We start from the raw sequence: 18,215 nt of genomic DNA on the forward strand, positions 1-18,215 counted from the left end.
CTTTGCGTTGCCCCCTTGAGTAGCGTCGCTCCGCCTCGACCGCGCCGGGTGCTCCCGGCCGGCTCCCGCACGGCAGTGGCTCCATCGTCCCAGCCGGACGCCACCGGGGCATCCGTACCGGCGAGCGAAGCGAGCGCCGACGCCGTCCGCGATCAAGGGTACGCGGCGCCGTCGAGGCCGACCACGTGGCGCGAGAGGGGGTGGATCAGGCGGCGCAGACCACGTCGCGCTCGCTGCCGCGGACCCGGGAGCTGCGCAGGGTGGCCTTGAGCGGGGAGTCCTGGCGGACCTGGACGGCGACCGTGCCGTCGGAGCTGACCTGGTGGACGCCCCGACCCGTGCTCCTGCGCACGGCGACGGGCGCGGCCGGCTCGTCCTGCACCGGCACCAGCACGCCGGGCATCTGCTCGGCGAGGGCGACGGTGTCGCTGACCTCACGCAGCAGCTCGGACAGGCGCGCACCGAGGGCGTCGCAGATCGCGGCCAGCAGCTCGCTGGAGGGCTCCTTCTGGCCGCGCTCGATCTCGGAAAGGTAGCCGAGGCTGACGTTGGCGGCGGAGGAGACCTCGCGCAGGGTGCGGTGCTGCCCCTGCCGGCGCGCCCGCAGTGCGTCACCGATCACGCGGCGTAGCAGGACCATTCGCACCTCCCCCTGAGGGACACCACTCGTCCACGCGGCCCGTCCGGCACGTCGAGCCGGACCGGTCGTCGGAGCCTTCCCGCAACCGTACCCGTTGCGGGCCCCCACGACATCCCACCCCGCCCCTCGGATCGCGGGGAGAGCGTCAACGGCGCCCCGCGCCCGCCGCGTCGGCCCGCCCGTCGTCGGCCCCGGCCGCCGGGGTGTCGGCCTCCTCCGCCCCGGCCGCGGCCGTCTCGTGGATCCGCGCGGCGAGCAGCCGCAGCGCCTCGACGACCGCGGCGGAGCGGATGTGGTCGCGACCGCCGTCCAGGTCGAGCTGCCGGATGTGGGTGCCGGACGGCCCGGCCACGGCGACGTAGACGAGCCCGACGGGCTTGCCGTCCTGCGGTTCCGGGCCGGCCACCCCGGTGGTGGCGAGGCCCCAGTCGGCCCCGCAGCGGTGCCGCCCACCCTCCGCGAGGGCCGCCGCCACGTCCGGGTCGACCGGCCCCCGGTCGGCCAGCAGGTCCTCCGGCACGCCGGCGAGCTGCGACTTGAGCTCGGTGGCGTAGACCACCAGGCCGCCCCGGTAGATCCCGCTCACCCCCGCGATCTCCACGATCGAGGCGGCCAGCAGGCCGCCCGTCAGCGACTCGACGGTGGCGAGGGTCTCGTGCCGTTCCGAGAGGCTGTGCACCACGCCGGCCGCCGGACTCCCGACCGGCCGCGCTCCGTCAACGTCACTGTCCATGTCCCGGATCCTTTCCCCGCCCCGCCGGCCCTACTCATCCTTACCGACCGGCCCGGCGGACGGGCGCCGGGTCAGCTGGGCGGGGCGGCGGTCAGGCGGCGGGGCGGCGGAGCCGGAGGGCCTGGGCGACGTAGTCGAAGCCGGTGATCACCGTGACGCCGACCGCGGCGGCCATGATCCACGGGCCGACGGCGGCCAGCGCGTCCGGCATCGGCCACAGGTACCAGGTGATGGCCAGGATCTGGAGCGCAGTCTTGATCTTGCCGCCCCGGCTGGCCGCGATCACGCCGTGCCGGATCACCCAGAAGCGCAGCGCGGTGATGCCCAGCTCGCGGACGAGGATCACGGCGGTCACCCACCACGGCAGCTGGTCGTACCAGGAGAGCAGCAGCAGCGCCGCCCCGGTGAGGGCTTTGTCGGCGATCGGGTCGGCCACCTTGCCCACCGAGGTGACCAGGGCGAACCGGCGGGCGATCCAGCCGTCCACCAGGTCTGTCGCCGAGGCGACGGCGAAGATCAGACAGGCGACCATCCGCCAGCCGGCGTGGCTCATCGCCGAGGCGACCACGGACGCCGCGAAGACCGGCACCAGGACCAGCCGCAGCGCGGTGAGCGCGTTGGCCGCGTTCAGCACGGGCACGCCGGCCACCACCGGCGCGGGCGTCGAGTCCGTCGCCCCGGTCACCGCCGCACCCCGCCGCGGCCTCCGTGGCGCACCTGACACCCCACCACGTGGCTCCCCCGCTCCGTCCGGGCCCGCCGTCACCGTGTTGCGCCGGGCGCAGCCGAGATCATCTCATCCGGGACCGCGACCAGGTCCACCCCTTCGGTGCCGGTGACCGTCGCCCGCACCAGGTCGCCCGGGCGCAGCGCGGCCAGGTCCACCCCGCCGCCGGACGGGGCGACGAGGGTGGTCGAGCCGTCGACCTCGGGGGCCTGGTGGGCCGCCCGGCCCTCGACCACGCCGTCGTCGACCGAGTCGACGAGCACCTCGACCGTGGAGCCCAGGCGTTCCTCGGCGCGCTGCGAGCACAGCTCGTCGGCGAGCGCGCTGAGCTTGTCGTAGCGACGCTTGACCGTGGCGGCGGAGACCTTGCCGGGCAGCCCGGCGGCCTCGGTGCCGTCCTCGTCGCTGTAGTCGAACACCCCGATCGCGTCGAGCCGGGCCTCGGTCAGGAACCGGACCAGCTCCTGGTAGTCGCCGCGGGTCTCGCCGGGGAAGCCGACGATGAAGTTGCTCCGCGCGCCCGCGGCCGGGGCCAACGCGCGGGCGCCCGCCAGCAGCTCCAGGAACCGCTCGGTGGAGCCGAAGCGGCGCATCCGGCGCAGCACCGGCTCGCTGGAGTGCTGGAACGACAGGTCGAAGTAGGGCGCCACGCCGGGCGTGGTGGCGATCGCCTCGACCAGGCCGGGCCGGGTCTCGGCCGGCTGGAGGTAGCTCGCCCGCACCCGGACGATGCCGTCGATCGCGGCGAGCTGCGGCAGCAGCTTCTCCAGCGCCCGGGGGTCGCCCAGGTCCTTGCCGTAGGAGGTGGAGTTCTCGCTGACCAGCACCAGCTCGCGTACGCCGGTCTTGGCCAGCCACTCCGCCTCGGCGAGCAGCTCGTCGGGCGTACGGGAGACGAAGGCGCCGCGGAAGGCGGGGATGGCGCAGAACGCGCAGCGCCGGTCGCAGCCGCTGGCCAGCTTGAGCGAGGCGACCGGGCCGGTGTCGAGCCGGTGGCGCAGCACCTGGCGCAGGTGGGCCGGGGTGTGCTCGTCGGTCTCGGTGACGCCCCGCACCGGGGTGCCGTGGCCGGGCAGCGACACCCCGCTGTCCCGCCGGGAGACGGGGGTGAGGGGCAGCAGCTCGCGCCGGTCGCGCGGGGTGTGCGCGCCGATCCGCTCGCCGGCCACCACCGCGTCCAGCCGAGCGGCGATGTCCGGGTAGTCGTCGAAGCTCAGCACCGCCTGCGCCTCGGGGAGGCTGTCGGCCAGCTCGCGGCCGTACCGCTCGGCCATGCAGCCGGCGGCGACCACCTTGGCGCCGGTGTCGGCGGCGGCCAGCAGGGTCTGGATGGAGTCCTGCTTCGCCTTCTCCACGAAGCCGCACGTGTTGACGACCACCACGTCGGCGCCCTCGCCGTCGGTGGTGACCTGCCAGCCGTCGGCGTGCAGCCGGGCGGCCAGCTCCTCCGAGTCGACCTCGTTGCGGGCACAGCCCAGGGTCAGCAGGGCGACACGGCGGCCGTCGGTCGGGGAAGGGGAGGTGGCAGACACCATCCGAGGGTACCGGGCGGGTGGGCGGCGGCCGTCAACGGCGGGCCGCCCGCACCGGCCGGCGCACACTCCCCGCCGCCCGACCGGCTCAGACCGCCGCCGCGCCGACCCCGACCAGCCGGTCGAGCAGGAGGACCTCCGTGCCGGCCAGGCCGGTCGAGCAGAAGACCGAAACCTGGTCCGCGCCGGTCCGGCCCGCGACGGCGCCGGCCAGCACCGCGCCCAGGTCGCGCAACCGCCCGGCGTACGCGGGCAGCGTCGCCAGCATCGGCGGGTCGTACGCGGCCGCCTGCGCCAGCGAGTCGGTGACCAGCAGGTCGGCGGCGTCCAGCAGGTCGGTGCCGAACTCGTGCCGGTCGACCTGCTTGAAGCCGACCGTGTTGACGTGGGTGCCGGGGGCCAGGTCGGCGGCGTCGAGCACGGGGCCGACGGCGGTGGTGGCGAGCACCACGACGTCGCGGTCGCGGACGGCGGCCCGCGCCGAGTCCACCGCCCGCGCCGGCACGCCCAGCTCGGCGCGGACGCGGGCGGCGAACGCCTCCCGCCGGGCGGCGGAGCGGCTGTGCACGGTGACCTCGCGCAGCGGGCGGACGGCGGCGGCGGCCCAGACCTGGGTCCACGCCTGCCCGCCGGAGCCGATCACGCCCAGGGTGGCGGCGTCCGGCCGGGCCAGGGCGTCCACGGCGACCCCGCCGAGCCCGCCGGTACGCCGGGAGCCCAGCTCCTCCCCGACCGCCACCGCCCGGACCGCCCCGGTACGCCCGTCGTGCAGCACGACCACCTGCTCGCTCTCCGGGTGCCCGAACGTGTCGTACGAGCGGTAGCCGTACCACTCGCCGGTGAGGTGGCCGGCGGTGAGCACCATCCGTCCCCCGCCCAGCGGCGCGGCGGCCCGGGGCGGGGCCACCAGGCGGCCCGCGTACGCGGCGAGCAGGGCGTCCCGCATCGCGGCGACCGTGGTGGGGGCGTCCAGCGCGGCGGCGACCTCGGGATCGGAGAAGAGCAGCGGCATACCCCCGATACTGCAAGTTGAAGCGAGGTTCACGTCAACCCGTGGTGGCCCGGCTCACCCCGGGCACCGCCCGTCCGGTGCTACCGTCGGTCGTGGCGGCCCGAGGTCGCCCCGGACGAGTGGTGGGCGTACCCGGTCAGGCCAAGACGCCCCGCGTGTGTGTACCGAGCCCACTCTTCCCGGCCCGATGGTCCGGGCGCCTACGCAGAGGTGATCTTCCATGGCCTGGATCGTTCTGGTGATCTCCGGACTTCTCGAGACCGCGTGGGCGATCGCCCTCGACCGCAGCGCCGGCTTCACCCGGCTCGTCCCGTCGCTGGTCTTCGTGGTGACCCTGGTGCTCAGCATGGCCGGCCTGGCGTACGCGCTGCGCGAGATCCCGGTCGGCACCGGCTACGTCGTCTGGGTCGGCATCGGGGCGGTCGGCACCGCCCTGGTCGGGATGCTCGCGCTGAACGAGCCGGCCAGTCTGCCCCGGATCGCCTGCCTGCTGCTGGTGGTCGCCGGCGTCGTCGGCCTGAAGGTCTTCCACTGACCGGCGTCCTCCGGCGCGAGGCGTGACGGAAGACCACAGTGGGTAGAGCTGTGCCTGGCACCGGAAAGGCTCTCACCCACGGAGGCAGACATGGCCAACATGCACTCGACCGCCCGCCCGCGCACCAACGCCGCCCGCATCTGCACGATCCTGGGCTTCGTGTTCGCGGTCCTCGCGCTCCTGCTCAACCCGCTCGTCTTCGGCGTGATCGGGCTGGTCCTGGGCATCGTCGGCGCCGTGCTCGGCGACAAGCCGCTCGGCTGGTACGCCGCCGCCGCCAACGTGGCCGCCATCGTCATCAGCCTGCTGATCATCAACGCGCTCGTCAACAACTGACCCCCGCTCCCCCGGGCGAAGACCGGGCCCGCCGGCGTGCCGGCGGGCCCGTCGCCTGTGCGCCTGCCGGGCGGTTGCCCGGCTCAGCCCCCGCCGGTGACGACCGGGAACGCCCTCCGCGCCGTCAGCGGCCGGCCGGTCCTAGTCCTCGCCGCCGCGCAGGCCGACCAGGACCTCCTCCAGCTCGTCCGGCTTGACCAGCACGTCACGGGCCTTGGACCCCTCCGACGGGCCGACCACGCCCCGGGTCTCCATGAGGTCCATCAGCCGCCCCGCCTTGGCGAAGCCGACCCGCAGCTTGCGCTGGAGCATCGAGGTCGAGCCGAACTGCGAGGTGACCACCAGCTCGACCGCCTGCACCAGCAGGTCGAGGTCGTCGCCGATCTCCTCGTCGATCTTCTTCTTGCCGGCGTCCGGCGCGACGAGCACGTCCGGGCGGAACTCCGGCTCGCGCTGGTCCTTGCAGAACTTCACCACGTCGGCGATCTCGCGCTCGGTCACCCAGGCGCCCTGGATCCGGATCGGCTTCGAGGCGCCCATCGGCAGGAACAGGCCGTCGCCGCGACCCAGCAGCTTCTCCGCGCCCGGCTGGTCGAGGATGACCCGCGAGTCGGCCAGCGAGGAGGTGGCGAACGCCAGGCGCGACGGCACGTTGGCCTTGATCAGGCCGGTGACCACGTCGACCGACGGGCGCTGGGTGGCCAGCACCAGGTGGATGCCGGCCGCGCGGGCGAGCTGGGTGATCCGGACGACCGAGTCCTCCACGTCGCGCGGCGCGACCATCATCAGGTCGGCCAGCTCGTCCACGATCACCAGCAGGTACGGGTACGGGCGCATCTCCCGCTCGCTGCCCGGCGGCGCCTTGATCTCGCCGTTGCGCACCTTGCGGTTGAAGTCGTCGATGTGCCGGACCCCGTTGGCGGCGAGGTCGTCGTAGCGCATGTCCATCTCGCGGACGACCCACTCCAGCGAGTCGGCCGCCTTCTTGGCGTTGGTCACGATCGGGGTGACCAGGTGCGGGATGCCCTCGTAGCCCGTCATCTCGACCCGCTTCGGGTCGATCAGCAGCAGCCGCACCTCGTCCGGGGTGGCCCGGGTGAGGATGGACACCAGCAGCGAGTTCAGGCACGACGACTTGCCCGCGCCGGTCGCGCCGGCGATCAGGATGTGCGGCATCTTGGCGAGGTTGGCCACCACGTAGCCGCCCTCGATGTCCTTGCCGAGCGCCACCACCATCGGATGGTGGTCGCTGGAGGCGGCCCGCGACCGCAGCACGTCGCCGAGCGCCACGTTCTCCGGGTCGGTGTTCGGGATCTCCACCCCGACCGCGCTCTTGCCCGGGATCGGGCTGAGGATCCGCACGTCCGGCGACTTCACGGCGTACGCGATGTTGCGGGAGAGCTGGGTGATGCGCTCGACCTTGACGCCCGGGCCCAGCTCCACCTCGTAGCGGGTGACGGTCGGGCCGCGGGTGAACCCGGTGACGGCGGCGTCCACGCCGAACTGCTCGAAGACGCCGGTGAGCGCGACGATCACCTCGTCGTTGGCCTTGCTCCGGGACTTCGGGGCCGCGCCGCTGCCGAGGATGTTCGCCGGCGGCAGCGTGTAGTCGCCCGCCAGCCCGGTCAGCGCGAGCTGCTCGGCCCGCGTCGGCGCGGGCGAGTGCTCCGGCGGCTCCGCCGGCTTGCGGCTGGCCGGCACCCTGCCCGGGGGCTTGCGGGGCAGCACCAGGGTGTCCTGGAGGTCCACCCCGTCGAGGTCGTCGTCGAACTCCCCCGGCTCGGGCGGCGGCGGGGCCGCCCGCTTCGCCGGGCGCTTGCGGGGCGCCGGCCTGGCGGGCGCCTCGTCCGTCTCCTCCACGACCGGCGGGGCGATCCGGGTGCCGAACAGCAGGCCGAGCCGCTCCGGGACCTTGTTGATCGGGGTCGCGGTGACCACCAGCAGGCCGAAGACCAGCAGCAGGATCAGCAGCGGCACGGCCACCCAGGCGGTGACCGCCCGCTCCATCAGGCTGCCGACGCCGGCGCCGACCAGACCGCCGGCGAAGTCGCGCTGGCCCGCGTCGGCCGGGTCCTGTCCGATGTGCAGCATCGCGGCGGTGGCGACCAGCATGGACGTCCAGCCGACCAGCCCCCGGCCGCGGTGCTCGGGATCGACGGGCTCGCGCATCAGCCGCCAGGCGCCGATCATCAGCAGCACCGGCACCACGACCGAGATCGCCCCGAGGAAGAGCCGGAAGGTGTCGGCCAGCCGGGCGCCGACCGGGCCGGCGCCGGAGAACCAGAGGGCCACCGCGCTGAGCAGGGCGAGGCCGAAGACCAGCAGGCCCGCGCCGTCACGGCGCTGCTCCGGGTCGAGCCCCCGGGCGGAGCCGGCCTGCCGGAACGCCCAGCCGACGCCGTGCGCCATCCCCATCCACAGTGCGCGGACCGCCTGCCCGACCATCGGACCCGGGCCCGGCCGGGCCGCCGGCCGCCGCCGGGGCGCCGCCCGGCCGGCCTTCTTCGCCGGCTGCCGGGCACGACTGTTCGTGGTGCCACGCGGCGACGCGCCGCGCCGCCGGCTCGCCTGAGAGGTACGGCCCGCCATAGCATCAACCTAATGGCGTGACCCGGCAGATCGCCGCCTTTCCGGGTCGTGTCCGCGTGTCGCAGCGCGGGCCCCGCCGCGTCACGTGATATCTGCCTCAGAAGGGTTGCCCCCATGGCGTCGCCGGGAACCGAGGACGGCCGGGACGGCCCGCTGGCCGGGCACCCGGGGGCGCTGGAGCCGCTGACCGGCGACCTGATCGCCGCCGTGCTGGCCAGCCGGGGATACCACGTCCAGGCCGACCCCGACGGCGACCTGGTCGGCCGCTGGGACGACAGCCTGATCTGGTTCCTGCGCCCCGGATCCAACGGCGAGCTGCTCCAGGTCCGCACCCTGACCGCGCCGGCGTTCCCCATCGAGTACGTGCCGGCGCTGCACGCCTTCTGCAACGCGTGGAACCACGACCGGCTCTGGCCGAAGGCGTTCGTGCACGTCGAGGACGACGGGCGGGCCCGGATCTGCGGCGAGGTCATCACCGACCTGGAACGCGGCGTCACCGCGCACCAGCTCGACCGGCTGCTCGACTGCGGCATCGCCACCGGCTGCCAGCTCGCCACCGAGGTGGCCCGGCTGCCCGGCGGGGTGGTGGCGTGACGGGCCGCAGCGGGGACCTGGCCGGTCGAGGCCTCGACCCGTTCGGGCTGCCCGGCTGGTGGAGCGGGCTGCGGCGCGGGGGCCGGCAGCCCGACCCCGCGCTGGCCGGAGCGCTCGCCGACGCCCGCGACACCCCCGACGGCGAGGCCCGCAGCACCGAGCTGGAACGGATCGTCGCGCATGCCGACGCCACGGGCGACGACCGGACGGCGCTGGCGGCCCGGTTCGCGCTGATCGAGGCGTACCTCCTGCACGGGCAGCGGTGGCGGCTGGTCGAGCCGGTGCGCCGCTGCCTCGCCACCGCCCAACGCCGCCCCGACCTGCTCGCGGAAGACCAGGCCGAGCTGCTGCGGCGCTACCGGCGGTACGCGGTCGAGGCCCTGCTCGGCTCGCCCCGGGTCGGGCTGGACCAGGCCCGTTCCATGCTGGACGACCTCGCCGCGCGCGCCGCCGACGATCCGGCGGTGGTCGCCGAGCTGCGCTGCCGCATCGCCGACCACCTCGGCGACGAGCCCACCGCCCGGCGGTGGTACGAGCGCTGGGCGACGGCCGATCCGGGACCGGTCGGTGGCTGCCCGGACTGTGCGTCGGCCCGGCGGGCGGAACTGCTCGCCGGCTGGGGCGACCACCGGGCCGCGCTGGCCGCCCTGGATGACTCCCCGCCCGGCGGCGTCGACTGCACCGAGCAGCCGGAGCGGACGCTGGTCGCCGGGCTGCTGTCCTGGCTGCGGGCCGGGGAGCCGGAGCGGGCGGCCGAGGCGCACGTCCGGGCGTACCGGCGGCACCGGCGGGAGCAGACCGCCTTCGGGTTCCTCGCCACGCACCTGCGGTGGTGTGCGCTGGCCGGGCACCCCGCTCGGGGCCTCGACGTCCTCGCCGAGCAGCTGCCCCGGCTGGACCGGCCGCACGACGACCTGTCCGCGATGGAGTTCGCCGCCGCCGGGGCGCTGGTCTGCGCCCTCGCCGTGGAGGCGGGGCTCGGCGGGCGGACGGTGCACCGCCCGGCGTACGGGGTGCGCCCGGCCGCCGAGCTCGACGTGGCCACGCTCGGCGCCACCCTGCTCGGGGTGGCCACCGCGCTGGCCGGCAGCTTCGACGCCCGCAACGGCACCGGCCACCAGTCCGGCCGGATCGCGTCCTGGCTGGCCGGACGGCCGACCGCCGCGCCGGTGCCCCTGCCGCCCGACGACGACCCGGACGACGACGCCGACGACCCGCCCCACGAGGACCCGCCGGACGGGGAGCCGCGCCCGCTTAGCCTGGCGATGATCACCGCCGAGCTGGACCGGCGCGGGGACCCGTACGCCGTCGACGACCGTGGCGCCGTCACGGGCCGGTGGGGCGAGGCGCTGATCCAGTTCCGGCGCGCCGGTGAGCGGGGCGAGATCCTCCAGGCCCGGTCCGTGGCGAACCGCCGGCTGCCGGCCGACCGGCTCGCGGAGGCGTACGCCTTCTGCAACGCCTGGAACCACGACCGGCTGCTGCCGAAGGCGTACGTGCACGAGCGGGAGGGCGAGCTGCTGCTGGCCGGGCACGTCGCCACCGACCTGGCGCACGGGGTGGCCCCGGCCCAGCTCACGGTGCTGCTCGACGCGGCCGTGGAGACCGGCGTCGCGTACGCCCAGGCCGTGGCCGCCCTGCCCTGACCGGGCCGGGCGGCGACCCACCGGTGAGGTCCGAAACCCGCCGGACCTCACCGGCCGGCTCGCGGGCCCGCCCGGACGCGGCGACGCCCGCCGGCACACGGGGTGCGGGCGGGCGTCGCGGCGGAGCGGGTCAGACCTCGACGACGGTGGGAACGATCATGGGCCGACGCCGGTACGCGTCGTTCACCCACCGTCCCACGGTGCGCCGGACGATCTGCTGGAGCTGGTGCGGGTCGGTGATGCCGTCGGAGGCCGCCCGGTTCAGCGCCTCGGTGACCAGCGGGATCACCGGGCTGAACGCCTCCGGGTCCTCCGAGAAGCCCTTTGCCGACAGGGTCGGGCCGCCCACCACCTTGCCGGTGACCGAGTCGACCACCACGGTGGTGGCGATGAACCCGCCGTCGCCGAGGATCCGACGCTCGGTGAGCAGCGACTCGCTGACGTCGCCGACGGCGAGGCCGTCGACGTAGACGTAGCGGCTCTTCACGTGCCCGACCAGGCTGGCCCGGCCCTCGACGAGGTCGACGACGTCGCCGTCCTCGCAGAGCACCACCCGGTCGGGGGCGACGCCGGACTCGATGCCGAGCCGGGCGTGCGCGCGCAGGTGCCGCCACTCGCCGTGCACCGGCATCAGGTTGCTGGGCCGGACCACGTTGAGCAGGTAGAGCAGCTCGCCGGCGGGCGCGTGACCGGAGACGTGCACCTTGGCCACGTCCTTGTGCACCACCACGGCGCCGGCGCGGGCCAGCCGGTTGATCACCCGGTAGACCGAGGTCTCGTTGCCGGGCACCAGCGACGAGGCGAGCACCACCGTGTCGCCGGGGGCGATGGTGATGTGCCGGTGGTCGCCGCTGGCCATCCGGCCCAGGGCGCTCATCGGTTCGCCCTGCGAGCCGGTGGACATCAGCACGATCTGCTCGGGCGGCATGTTCGTCGCCTCTTCGATCCCGACGACCAGCCCGGCCGGAATGTTGAGCAGCCCCAGGTCGCGGGCGATGCCCATGTTGCGGACCATGGAGCGGCCGATGAGGGCGACCTTGCGGCCGTGCTCGGCGGCGGAGTCGAACACCTGCTGCACCCGGTGCACGTGCGAGGCGAACGACGCGACGATGATCCGCCCCTTGGCCTTCGCGAAGATCGAGTCGAGCACCGGCCCGATCTCCCGCTCGGGGGTGACGAAGCCCGGGATCTCCGCGTTGGTGGAGTCCGAGAGCAGCAGGTCCACGCCCTCGGCGCCGAGCCGGGCGAACCCGGCCAGGTCGGTGATCCGGCCGTCCAGCGGAAGCTGGTCCATCTTGAAGTCGCCGGTGTGCAGCACCAGGCCGGCCGGCGTGCGGATGGCCACCGCGAGCGCGTCGGGGATCGAGTGGTTGACCGCGAAGAACTCGCACTCGAACGGGCCGAGCCGCTCCCGGCCGCCCTCCCGCACGGTCAGCGTGTAGGGCTGGATCCGCCGCTCGGCCAGCTTCGCCTCGACCAGGGCGAGGGTGAACTGGGAGCCGACCAGCGGGATGTCGGGCTTGTGCGCGAGCAGGTACGGCACCGCGCCGATGTGGTCCTCGTGGCCGTGGGTCAGCACGATCGCCTGGACGTCGTCGAGCCGGTCCAGGATCGGACCGAAGTCGGGCAGGATCAGGTCGACCCCGGGCTGCTCCACGTCGGGGAAGAGGACCCCGCAGTCGACCACCAGCAGCTTGCCGTCGTACTCGAAGACGGTCATGTTGCGACCGATGGCGCCGAGCCCGCCGAGCGGAATGATCCGCAGCCCACCCTCCGGCAGTGGCGGGGGCAGTTCCGTCTCGAAGTGCGCCTCGGTCACGCGTCCACCTCATTCTGCGACGCCGTCACTCGGCGTCCGTCGTGTCGTTCGGTCATTCGGAAAGTTCCACGCCCGCCGCCGCGCTGTCGGCGCGGAGCTGGGCGATCTCGTCGTCGGTCGCGTCGACCAGCGGCGAACGCACCGGCCCGGCGGGCAGCCCGGCAACCGCCAGGCCCGCCTTCACCAGGATCACGCCCTGGGTACGGAAGATGCCGGTGAACAGCGGCAGCAGCCGCCGGTGCAGGCTCAGCGCGGTGGCGGTGTCCCCCGCGTCGTACGCCTCGATCATCTGCTTGGTGAGCGCGCCCGTGAAGTGGGTCGAGGTGCCGACCACACCCACGCCGCCCACGGCCAGCGAGGGCAGGGTGAGCGAGTCCTCGCCGCTGTAGAAGGCGAGGTTCGTCCGGCTGGTGACCCAGCTCGTGGCGGTCAGGTCGCCCTTGGCGTCCTTCACCGCGACGATCCGGGCGTGTTCGGCCAGGCGCACCATCGTCTCGGTGTCGATCGGCACGCCCGCCCGGTGCGGGATGTCGTAGAGCATCACCGGCAGCCCGGTGGCGTCCGCGACGGCGGTGAAGTGCCGCAGCAGGCCGCTCTGCGGCGGCTTGTTGTAGTAGGGGGTGACCACGAGCAGGCCGTGCGCGCCCGCCTTCTCGGCGGCCGTGGAGAGCTCGATGGTGTGCCGGGTGTCGTTGGTGCCGACCCCGGCCACGACCTTGGCGCGGTCACCGACGGCCTCCACCACGGCCCGGATCAGCTGTTCCTTCTCGGCCTCGGTGGTGGTCGGCGACTCGCCGGTGGTGCCGTTGACCACCAGCGCGTCGTTGCCCTGCTCGTCGACCAGGTAGCTGGCGAGCCGCGCGGCGCCGTCGAGGTCGAGCGAGCTGTCGGCGGTGAACGGGGTCACCATGGCCGTGAGCACTCGCCCGAAGGGGCGGGACACCGCCCGGGCGGGCGTGTCAGGGTGGTCGTGCGTCATGCCACCAACCTAGCGGACGACCACCGGCGCCCCGCCGGGGAAGCCCTCAGGACTCACTCGGCGTGCGGGCTCGCCGCGACCTCGGTGCCGTCGGGCAGGGCCGAGATGACGAAGTCGGCGAAGACGTTGGGGGCGACACCCTGGAGCTGCCGCAGGCACTCCACCGCCAGCTCGCGGATCTCCACGTCGGCGTGCTCGGTCGCGCGCATGGCGATGAAGTGCCGCCAGGCCCGGTAGTTGCCGGTGACCACGATGCGCGTCTCGGTGGCGTTGGGCAGCACCGCGCGGGCCGCCTGGCGGGCCTGCTTGCGCCGCAGCGTGGCGTTCTCCACGTCGGCGAAGCGCCGTTCCAACCCCTCCAGCAGCTCGTTGTACGCCCGCACGCTCGCCTCGGCGGCCTCCACGAACTTCTTGTGCAGCTCCGGGTCGTCGGCGATCACCGAGGGCTCGACCATGGCCGCGTCGCGCTCCGGCACGTACCGCTGGGAGAGCTGGGAGTACGAGAAGTGCCGGTGCCGGATCAGCTCGTGGGTGAAGGAGCGGGACACCCCGCTGAAGTAGAAGCTGACCGAGCCGTGCTCCAGCACGCTCAGGTGGCCGACCTCCAGGATGTGCGCGAGGTAGCCGGCGTTGGTGGCGGTGGCCGGGTTCGGCTTCTTCCAGCTCTGGTAGCAGGCCCGGCCGGCGAACTCCGCGAGGGCCTGGCCGCCCTCGGCGTCGGTCGACCACGGCACGTCGTCCGGCGCCTCGAAGTGGGTCCACGCGACGAGCTTGACCTGGGGCTGCACCATCTCCGGCATTCCTGGGACTGTAGTGGCGTGGCCCCGGCCCGCCCAAGCCAGGCTCGCCCGGTGCAACGTCGATCACGGTGCAATGTCGATGACGGTGCACTGTCGATCACCCGGCTGAGCTGTCGAACACGCAGCCGGGTGATCGAACACGCGGGGCGCGCGTCGTTCCGCTGTCGGACGCCGCGACTGGCGCACGGCCGGCCGGCGTCCCCTCCCGCGCGCTGTCGAGCTGAATCGTTTACGACATCGGCGAGCGGCGACGAGTCGTGGAAACGCCGGGCCGACCGCGGGCGCTCGGGAGCGACCTCGGTCGAACGCCCCGCCGCCGGCCGGCCCGACCGAGTGCAGCCTCAGCGCGCACCACGACCGGCCCCACCCGCCGCCAATCGGCCCGACCGCAGAGCGAAGGGCCTTGGCGGCGTGATGTCGTAAACGACTCAGCTCGACAGGACGCACACCCCGAGACGGCTGAGGCGTCCCGGCCTCCTACGGTGACGCCCGGCGCGGCCGGCAGGGCGAGCGGCCGGCGACGCGGGCAGGGCGGCCGGCTGGGCTCAGACGTAGAGGGAGGTGAAGGGTGCCCAGGGGAGGTTGCGCAGGATCGTGAAGGCCAGCCAGGAGGCCAGGAAGACGCCGATCACCCGGGAGCTGATCCGCAGCTCGGGCAGGCGCCAGCCGAACGCCTGCCGGCCCGCCCAGGCGACGAAGAGGTAGGCCAGGAAGGGCAGCGCGAAGACGAAGAGGAAGTGGTGCCGGGCCGCGGCCGGCAGGTCGGCGTGCAGCACGTACCAGAGCGCGCGGGTGCCGCCGCAGCCCGGGCAGTCCAGTCCCGTGGTGAGCTTGAGCAGGCAGGTCGGCGCGGCGTCGGGCGCCGATCGGGTGGGGTCGCTGATCAGCGCGTAGCCGATGCCGGCGGCGACGCAGCCGAGCGCGGCCAGGGGCACCGCCCAGCGCGGGGAACGCTCGTAGAGGCGCACGACGAAGCGGGTGAGCCGGTCCGGCTCCGCGACGGGGTAGGGCGCCGCCCCCGGATAGGGCGAACCGGGGTGGGCCGCTCCGGGGTAGGGCGACCCCGGGTGGGGCGGCGCCTGGTCCGTGGGCCATTCGCCGGCCGGTGCGGCCGGACCCGCCTGGGGCGGAGCGTCGAGCCCACCCGTCTGCGGATGCGACGCCGAGGCCGGTCCGTCAACGCTCGTCACGTCGCTCACCGTACACCGGCCACGCCCGCCAGCGCGGCGGCCAGCGGGACGGCCAGGTCGCCGGCGGCGGGCGGGGCCACCGCGTCCAGGCCCAGCCAACCGGCGAGGCGGTGCAGCTCGGCGGCGAGCGCCAGCGCGGTCTCGCCCCGGTCGACGCCCGGCTCGCCCCAGGCGGCCGGCACCAGCAGCACGCGGGCCTTCCGGTCGGCCTTCAGGTCGACCCGGGCGGTGAACCGCTCCCCCTGCAGGAACGGCAGCACGTAGTAGCCGTGCACCCGCTGTGGCGCCGGCACGTAGATCTCGATGCGGTAGCTGAAGTCGAAGAGCCGCTCGGCGCGGGCCCGCTCCCAGACCACCGGGTCGAACGGGCTGATGAGGGTGTTGCCGCGCACCCAGCGGGGCAGCCGCGCCCCGGCGTGCAGCCAGGCGGGCCGCCGCCAGCCCTGCACGGCGACCGGCAGCAGCTCGCCCGCCTCGACCAGTTCGGCGATGGCCTGCCGGGCCCCGGCCACCGGCAGCCGGAAGTAGTCGCGTAGCTCCGGCTCGGCGGCCACCCCGAGCGACCGCGCGGCGATGCCCACCAGCGTCCGGTGGGCATCGGCGTCGGTCGGCGTCGGCGCGTCGAGCACGGCTGCCGGCAGCACCCGCTCCGGCAGGTCGTAGCGGCGGGCGAACGACGTCGTGCGGTCGGCGGCCGTCACCTCCCCCGCCCAGAACAGGAACTCCAGCGCCCGCTTGACCGCCGACCAGTTCCACCCCCAGTTGCCCGTCTCCCGGGGCGCGTCGTGCTCGATCTCGGCGGCCGTGAGCGGCCCCCGGGCGGCCACCTCGTCGCGGACCCAGGCCACCAGGCCGGGCTGCTCCTGGGCGATGCGCCGCATCCCGCCCCAGGCCTCCGAGCGGGCCCGGGCCATCCGCCAGCGCAACACCGGGTGCAGCCCGACGGGCACCAGCGACGCCTCGTGCCCCCAGTATTCGAACAGCTCCCGGGGGCGGCGGTAGGCGGCGGCGTCGAGCAGCGAGGTCGGGTAGGGCCCGAGGCGGCTGTAGAGCGGCAGGTAGTGCGCCCGTTGCAGCACGTTGACCGAGTCCATCTGGATCAGCCCGACCCGGTCGAGCACCCGGCGCAGGTGCCGGCGGGTGGGCGCGCCGGTGGGCGCGGGGTCGGCGAAGCCCTGGGCGGCGAGCGCCACCCGGCGGGCCTGGGCGAGCGAGAGCGATTCCGGTGCGGCCATCGTCGGGCACCCTAATCCACCGGTACGACACCGGTGCGGACACTGGACCGATCACCCGCCGGGGCATAGAACGGACGCATGCTCACGATCCGCCGCGAGGAGCCCGACGACGCCGAGGCGGTCGCCCGGGTGCACATCCACGGTTGGCAGGCCGGCTACGCCGGGATCATGCCCGAGGAGGTGCTGCGGCGGCTCAACGTCACGGCCTGGGCGCAGCGCCGCCGGGACCTCGGCACCGCCGACCCGGAACACCCGTTCACCACCCTGCTCGCCGAGGTCGACGGGACGCTGGCCGGGTTCACCACGTTCGGCCCGTACCGCAACAACCAGGACCGTGGCGACCTCGACGCCGCGCACGGCGAGGTCGTGGCGATGTACGTCGAGCCGACCCGCTGGGGCGACGGCACGGCGCGGGCGCTGCTGGCCGCGGCGCGGGACGGGCTGGCCACCCGGGGCTGGTCGGACTACCGGCTCTGGGTCCTGGAGGCCAACCACCGGGCCCGCCGGTTCTACGAGCGGGCCGGGCTGTCACCGGACGGTGAGCGGTCGACCTATCCGGTGCCGCTGGCCGGCGGGCGCCCGCCGGTCGGGCTGGTCGAGCTGCGGTACGCCGGGCGCCTCGGCGGCTGACCCGGCCGGCGTCGCCCGACGGCGGTTGCTCCGGCCCGGGTCGCCCCAGCGGCGGATGGGCAGGAACGCCAGCAGCGCCAGGCTGATCCAGACGTAGGCGTTGCTGCCGAGGAAGCCGTCGAGCCCGGTGAAGTCCTTCTCCCAGGCCCAGACGATGCGGCTGATCAGGAAGCCGTAGCCGACGATCGCGGCGCCCAGCAGGAGGCGGCGTCGACGGCTGCCGGCGGGCGCGGCCATCCCGTTGTCGACCAGCAGGATCAGCGCGGGCAGCAGCCAGACCAGGTGGTGCACCCAGGTGACCGGGCTGACCAGGCACATCACCGCGCCCGTCAGCGCCAGGCCGGTCGCCTCGTCGCCGGCGGCCACGGCGGCGCGGGAGCGCCAGGCCCACAGCGCCAGCGTGGCGAGCACCAGCGCCAGCCAGGCCAGGGTGCTCGGGTGTTCCGGGTTCAGCCGGGCGACCACGCCGCGCAGCGACTGGTTGGAGACGAACGCCAGTTCACCGACCCGGCCGGTGTTCCACAGCGCCTCCGTCCAGAACTCCCGCGAGGCGTCGGGGAAGAGCGCGGCGGCCAGCAGCGTCGCGCCGGCCGCGGCGGCCATCGAGGTGACCGCGGCCCGCCAGCGGCGGGTCACCAGCAGGTAGACGATGAAGATGCCCGGGGTCAGCTTGATCGCGGTGGCCAGGCCGATGCCCACGCCGGCCCACCGGTTGCCGGCCGGCAGCAGCCGGAGCAGGTCGATCGCGACCAGGAAGAGCAGCAGCATGTTGACCTGGCCGAAGTTGACCGTCTCGCGCATCGGCTCGTACGCGGCGGCCAGGCAGAGCGCCACGGCGAGGGCGAACCAGCGGGTCCAGCCGGAGCGGCGGGAGACCGGGTCGATCAGCCACCAGAACAGCACGGCGGTGACCACCACGCTGGCGGCCACGCTGACCGCGATCGCCGCCCACCACGGCAGGTACGCCATCGGCAGCATGACCAGGGCGGCGAAGGGCGGGTACGTGAAGCCGTACTGGGTGCCGGGCTTCAGGAAGTCGTAGATCTCCCCGCCGTCGTGCACCCACCAGGTCAGCGCACCGTAGTAGACCTTGAGGTCGAAGAAGCCGTGCCGGACGGCCGCGACGGACAGGAAGGCGGTCACCGCGACGGCGAGCGCGACGACGCCGACGACCTGCTGGATCGTCCGTCGGGGACCCTGCGCCACCATCGCCTCCCT

At 74.5% G+C, this 18,215-nt stretch carries 17 protein-coding genes and 1 riboswitch; of the genes, 5 read left to right on the forward strand and 12 right to left on the reverse strand.

Going from position 1 to position 18,215, the window contains the following annotated elements; all coding sequences use genetic code 11:
• Positions 1-205 precede the first annotated feature (205 nt).
• The 5 genes from ACLQ22_RS07660 to ACLQ22_RS07680 form a co-directional block, all read right to left on the reverse strand.
• The gene (locus tag ACLQ22_RS07660) at positions 206-640 is read right to left on the reverse strand and encodes a helix-turn-helix domain-containing protein (RefSeq protein WP_121396018.1); all 435 of its coding nucleotides are present in this window, start codon (positions 638-640) and stop codon (positions 206-208) included.
• 145 nt (positions 641-785) lie between these two features.
• Entirely contained in the window at positions 786-1,373 is a 588-nt protein-coding gene (locus ACLQ22_RS07665) for a CinA family protein (RefSeq protein WP_425691633.1), read from the reverse strand.
• 91 nt (positions 1,374-1,464) lie between these two features.
• Positions 1,465-2,058 carry a CDP-diacylglycerol--glycerol-3-phosphate 3-phosphatidyltransferase gene (gene pgsA, locus ACLQ22_RS07670; protein WP_425691634.1) on the reverse strand — a complete coding sequence of 198 codons (594 nt, stop codon included), beginning with the start codon at positions 2,056-2,058 and terminating at the stop codon, positions 1,465-1,467.
• A 77-nt stretch (positions 2,059-2,135) separates the two neighbouring features.
• Positions 2,136-3,635, reverse strand: coding sequence for a 30S ribosomal protein S12 methylthiotransferase RimO (rimO, locus tag ACLQ22_RS07675; protein ID WP_425691635.1), 1,500 nt, complete (start codon positions 3,633-3,635; stop codon positions 2,136-2,138).
• Between the two features lie 85 nt (positions 3,636-3,720).
• Positions 3,721-4,644 carry an ornithine cyclodeaminase family protein gene (locus tag ACLQ22_RS07680; RefSeq protein ID WP_425691636.1) on the reverse strand — a complete coding sequence of 308 codons (924 nt, stop codon included), beginning with the start codon at positions 4,642-4,644 and terminating at the stop codon, positions 3,721-3,723.
• 90 nt (positions 4,645-4,734) lie between these two features.
• Positions 4,735-4,800: riboswitch (guanidine-III (ykkC-III) riboswitch) on the forward strand.
• A 64-nt stretch (positions 4,801-4,864) separates the two neighbouring features.
• Between ACLQ22_RS07680 and ACLQ22_RS07685 the strand changes: the two genes are divergently transcribed.
• Positions 4,865-5,179: a DMT family transporter gene (locus ACLQ22_RS07685; RefSeq protein ID WP_121396023.1), complete on the forward strand. Its 315-nt coding sequence runs from the start codon at positions 4,865-4,867 to the stop codon at positions 5,177-5,179.
• Between the two features lie 90 nt (positions 5,180-5,269).
• A complete protein-coding gene (locus ACLQ22_RS07690) occupies positions 5,270-5,515 on the forward strand; it encodes a hypothetical protein (protein WP_121396024.1) in 246 nt (81 codons plus the stop codon).
• A gap of 141 nt (positions 5,516-5,656) precedes the next feature.
• Here ACLQ22_RS07690 and ACLQ22_RS07695 read toward each other — a convergent pair whose 3' ends face one another.
• The gene (locus tag ACLQ22_RS07695; protein WP_425691637.1) at positions 5,657-8,104 is read right to left on the reverse strand and encodes a DNA translocase FtsK 4TM domain-containing protein; all 2,448 of its coding nucleotides are present in this window, start codon (positions 8,102-8,104) and stop codon (positions 5,657-5,659) included.
• A gap of 114 nt (positions 8,105-8,218) precedes the next feature.
• Here ACLQ22_RS07695 and ACLQ22_RS07700 point away from each other — a divergent pair, with 114 nt between their 5' ends.
• Positions 8,219-8,698: a YbjN domain-containing protein gene (locus tag ACLQ22_RS07700; RefSeq protein WP_425691638.1), complete on the forward strand. Its 480-nt coding sequence runs from the start codon at positions 8,219-8,221 to the stop codon at positions 8,696-8,698.
• Complete coding sequence (locus ACLQ22_RS07705; RefSeq protein WP_425691639.1) at positions 8,695-10,344, forward strand: YbjN domain-containing protein; 1,650 nt, start codon at positions 8,695-8,697, stop codon at positions 10,342-10,344. Before ACLQ22_RS07700 ends, ACLQ22_RS07705 begins: the two co-directional genes overlap by 4 nt.
• Positions 10,345-10,474: 130 nt before the next feature.
• On the opposite strand, the gene ACLQ22_RS07710 is transcribed toward ACLQ22_RS07705, so the two are convergent.
• The 5 genes from ACLQ22_RS07710 to ACLQ22_RS07730 form a co-directional block, all read right to left on the reverse strand.
• The gene (locus tag ACLQ22_RS07710; protein ID WP_425691640.1) at positions 10,475-12,163 is read right to left on the reverse strand and encodes a ribonuclease J; all 1,689 of its coding nucleotides are present in this window, start codon (positions 12,161-12,163) and stop codon (positions 10,475-10,477) included.
• Positions 12,164-12,215: 52 nt separating this feature from the next.
• Positions 12,216-13,142 carry a 4-hydroxy-tetrahydrodipicolinate synthase gene (gene dapA, locus ACLQ22_RS07715; protein ID WP_425691641.1) on the reverse strand — a complete coding sequence of 309 codons (927 nt, stop codon included), beginning with the start codon at positions 13,140-13,142 and terminating at the stop codon, positions 12,216-12,218.
• Positions 13,143-13,195: 53 nt separating this feature from the next.
• Positions 13,196-13,933 carry an FAD-dependent thymidylate synthase gene (gene thyX, locus ACLQ22_RS07720; RefSeq protein WP_121396030.1) on the reverse strand — a complete coding sequence of 246 codons (738 nt, stop codon included), beginning with the start codon at positions 13,931-13,933 and terminating at the stop codon, positions 13,196-13,198.
• Between the two features lie 554 nt (positions 13,934-14,487).
• Positions 14,488-15,141, reverse strand: a complete 654-nt coding sequence (locus ACLQ22_RS07725; protein ID WP_425691642.1) for a DUF2752 domain-containing protein — start codon at positions 15,139-15,141, stop codon at positions 14,488-14,490.
• Positions 15,138-16,367, reverse strand: coding sequence for a winged helix-turn-helix domain-containing protein (locus ACLQ22_RS07730; protein WP_425691643.1), 1,230 nt, complete (start codon positions 16,365-16,367; stop codon positions 15,138-15,140). Before ACLQ22_RS07730 ends, ACLQ22_RS07725 begins: the two co-directional genes overlap by 4 nt.
• Before the next feature lie 78 nt (positions 16,368-16,445).
• Between ACLQ22_RS07730 and ACLQ22_RS07735 the strand changes: the two genes are divergently transcribed.
• Positions 16,446-16,997, forward strand: a complete 552-nt coding sequence (locus ACLQ22_RS07735) for a GNAT family N-acetyltransferase (RefSeq protein WP_425691644.1) — start codon at positions 16,446-16,448, stop codon at positions 16,995-16,997.
• Here the strand turns inward: ACLQ22_RS07735 and ACLQ22_RS07740 are convergent.
• On the reverse strand, positions 16,896-18,203 hold the full coding sequence (locus ACLQ22_RS07740; protein ID WP_425691645.1) for a glycosyltransferase 87 family protein: 1,308 nt from the start codon (positions 18,201-18,203) through the stop codon (positions 16,896-16,898). The two genes, ACLQ22_RS07735 and ACLQ22_RS07740, sit on opposite strands and share 102 nt — an antisense overlap.
• Positions 18,204-18,215: the final 12 nt, after the last annotated feature.

The organism is Micromonospora sp. DT178 (assembly GCF_049841695.1).
Classification (GTDB): Bacteria; Actinomycetota; Actinomycetes; order Mycobacteriales; family Micromonosporaceae; genus Micromonospora.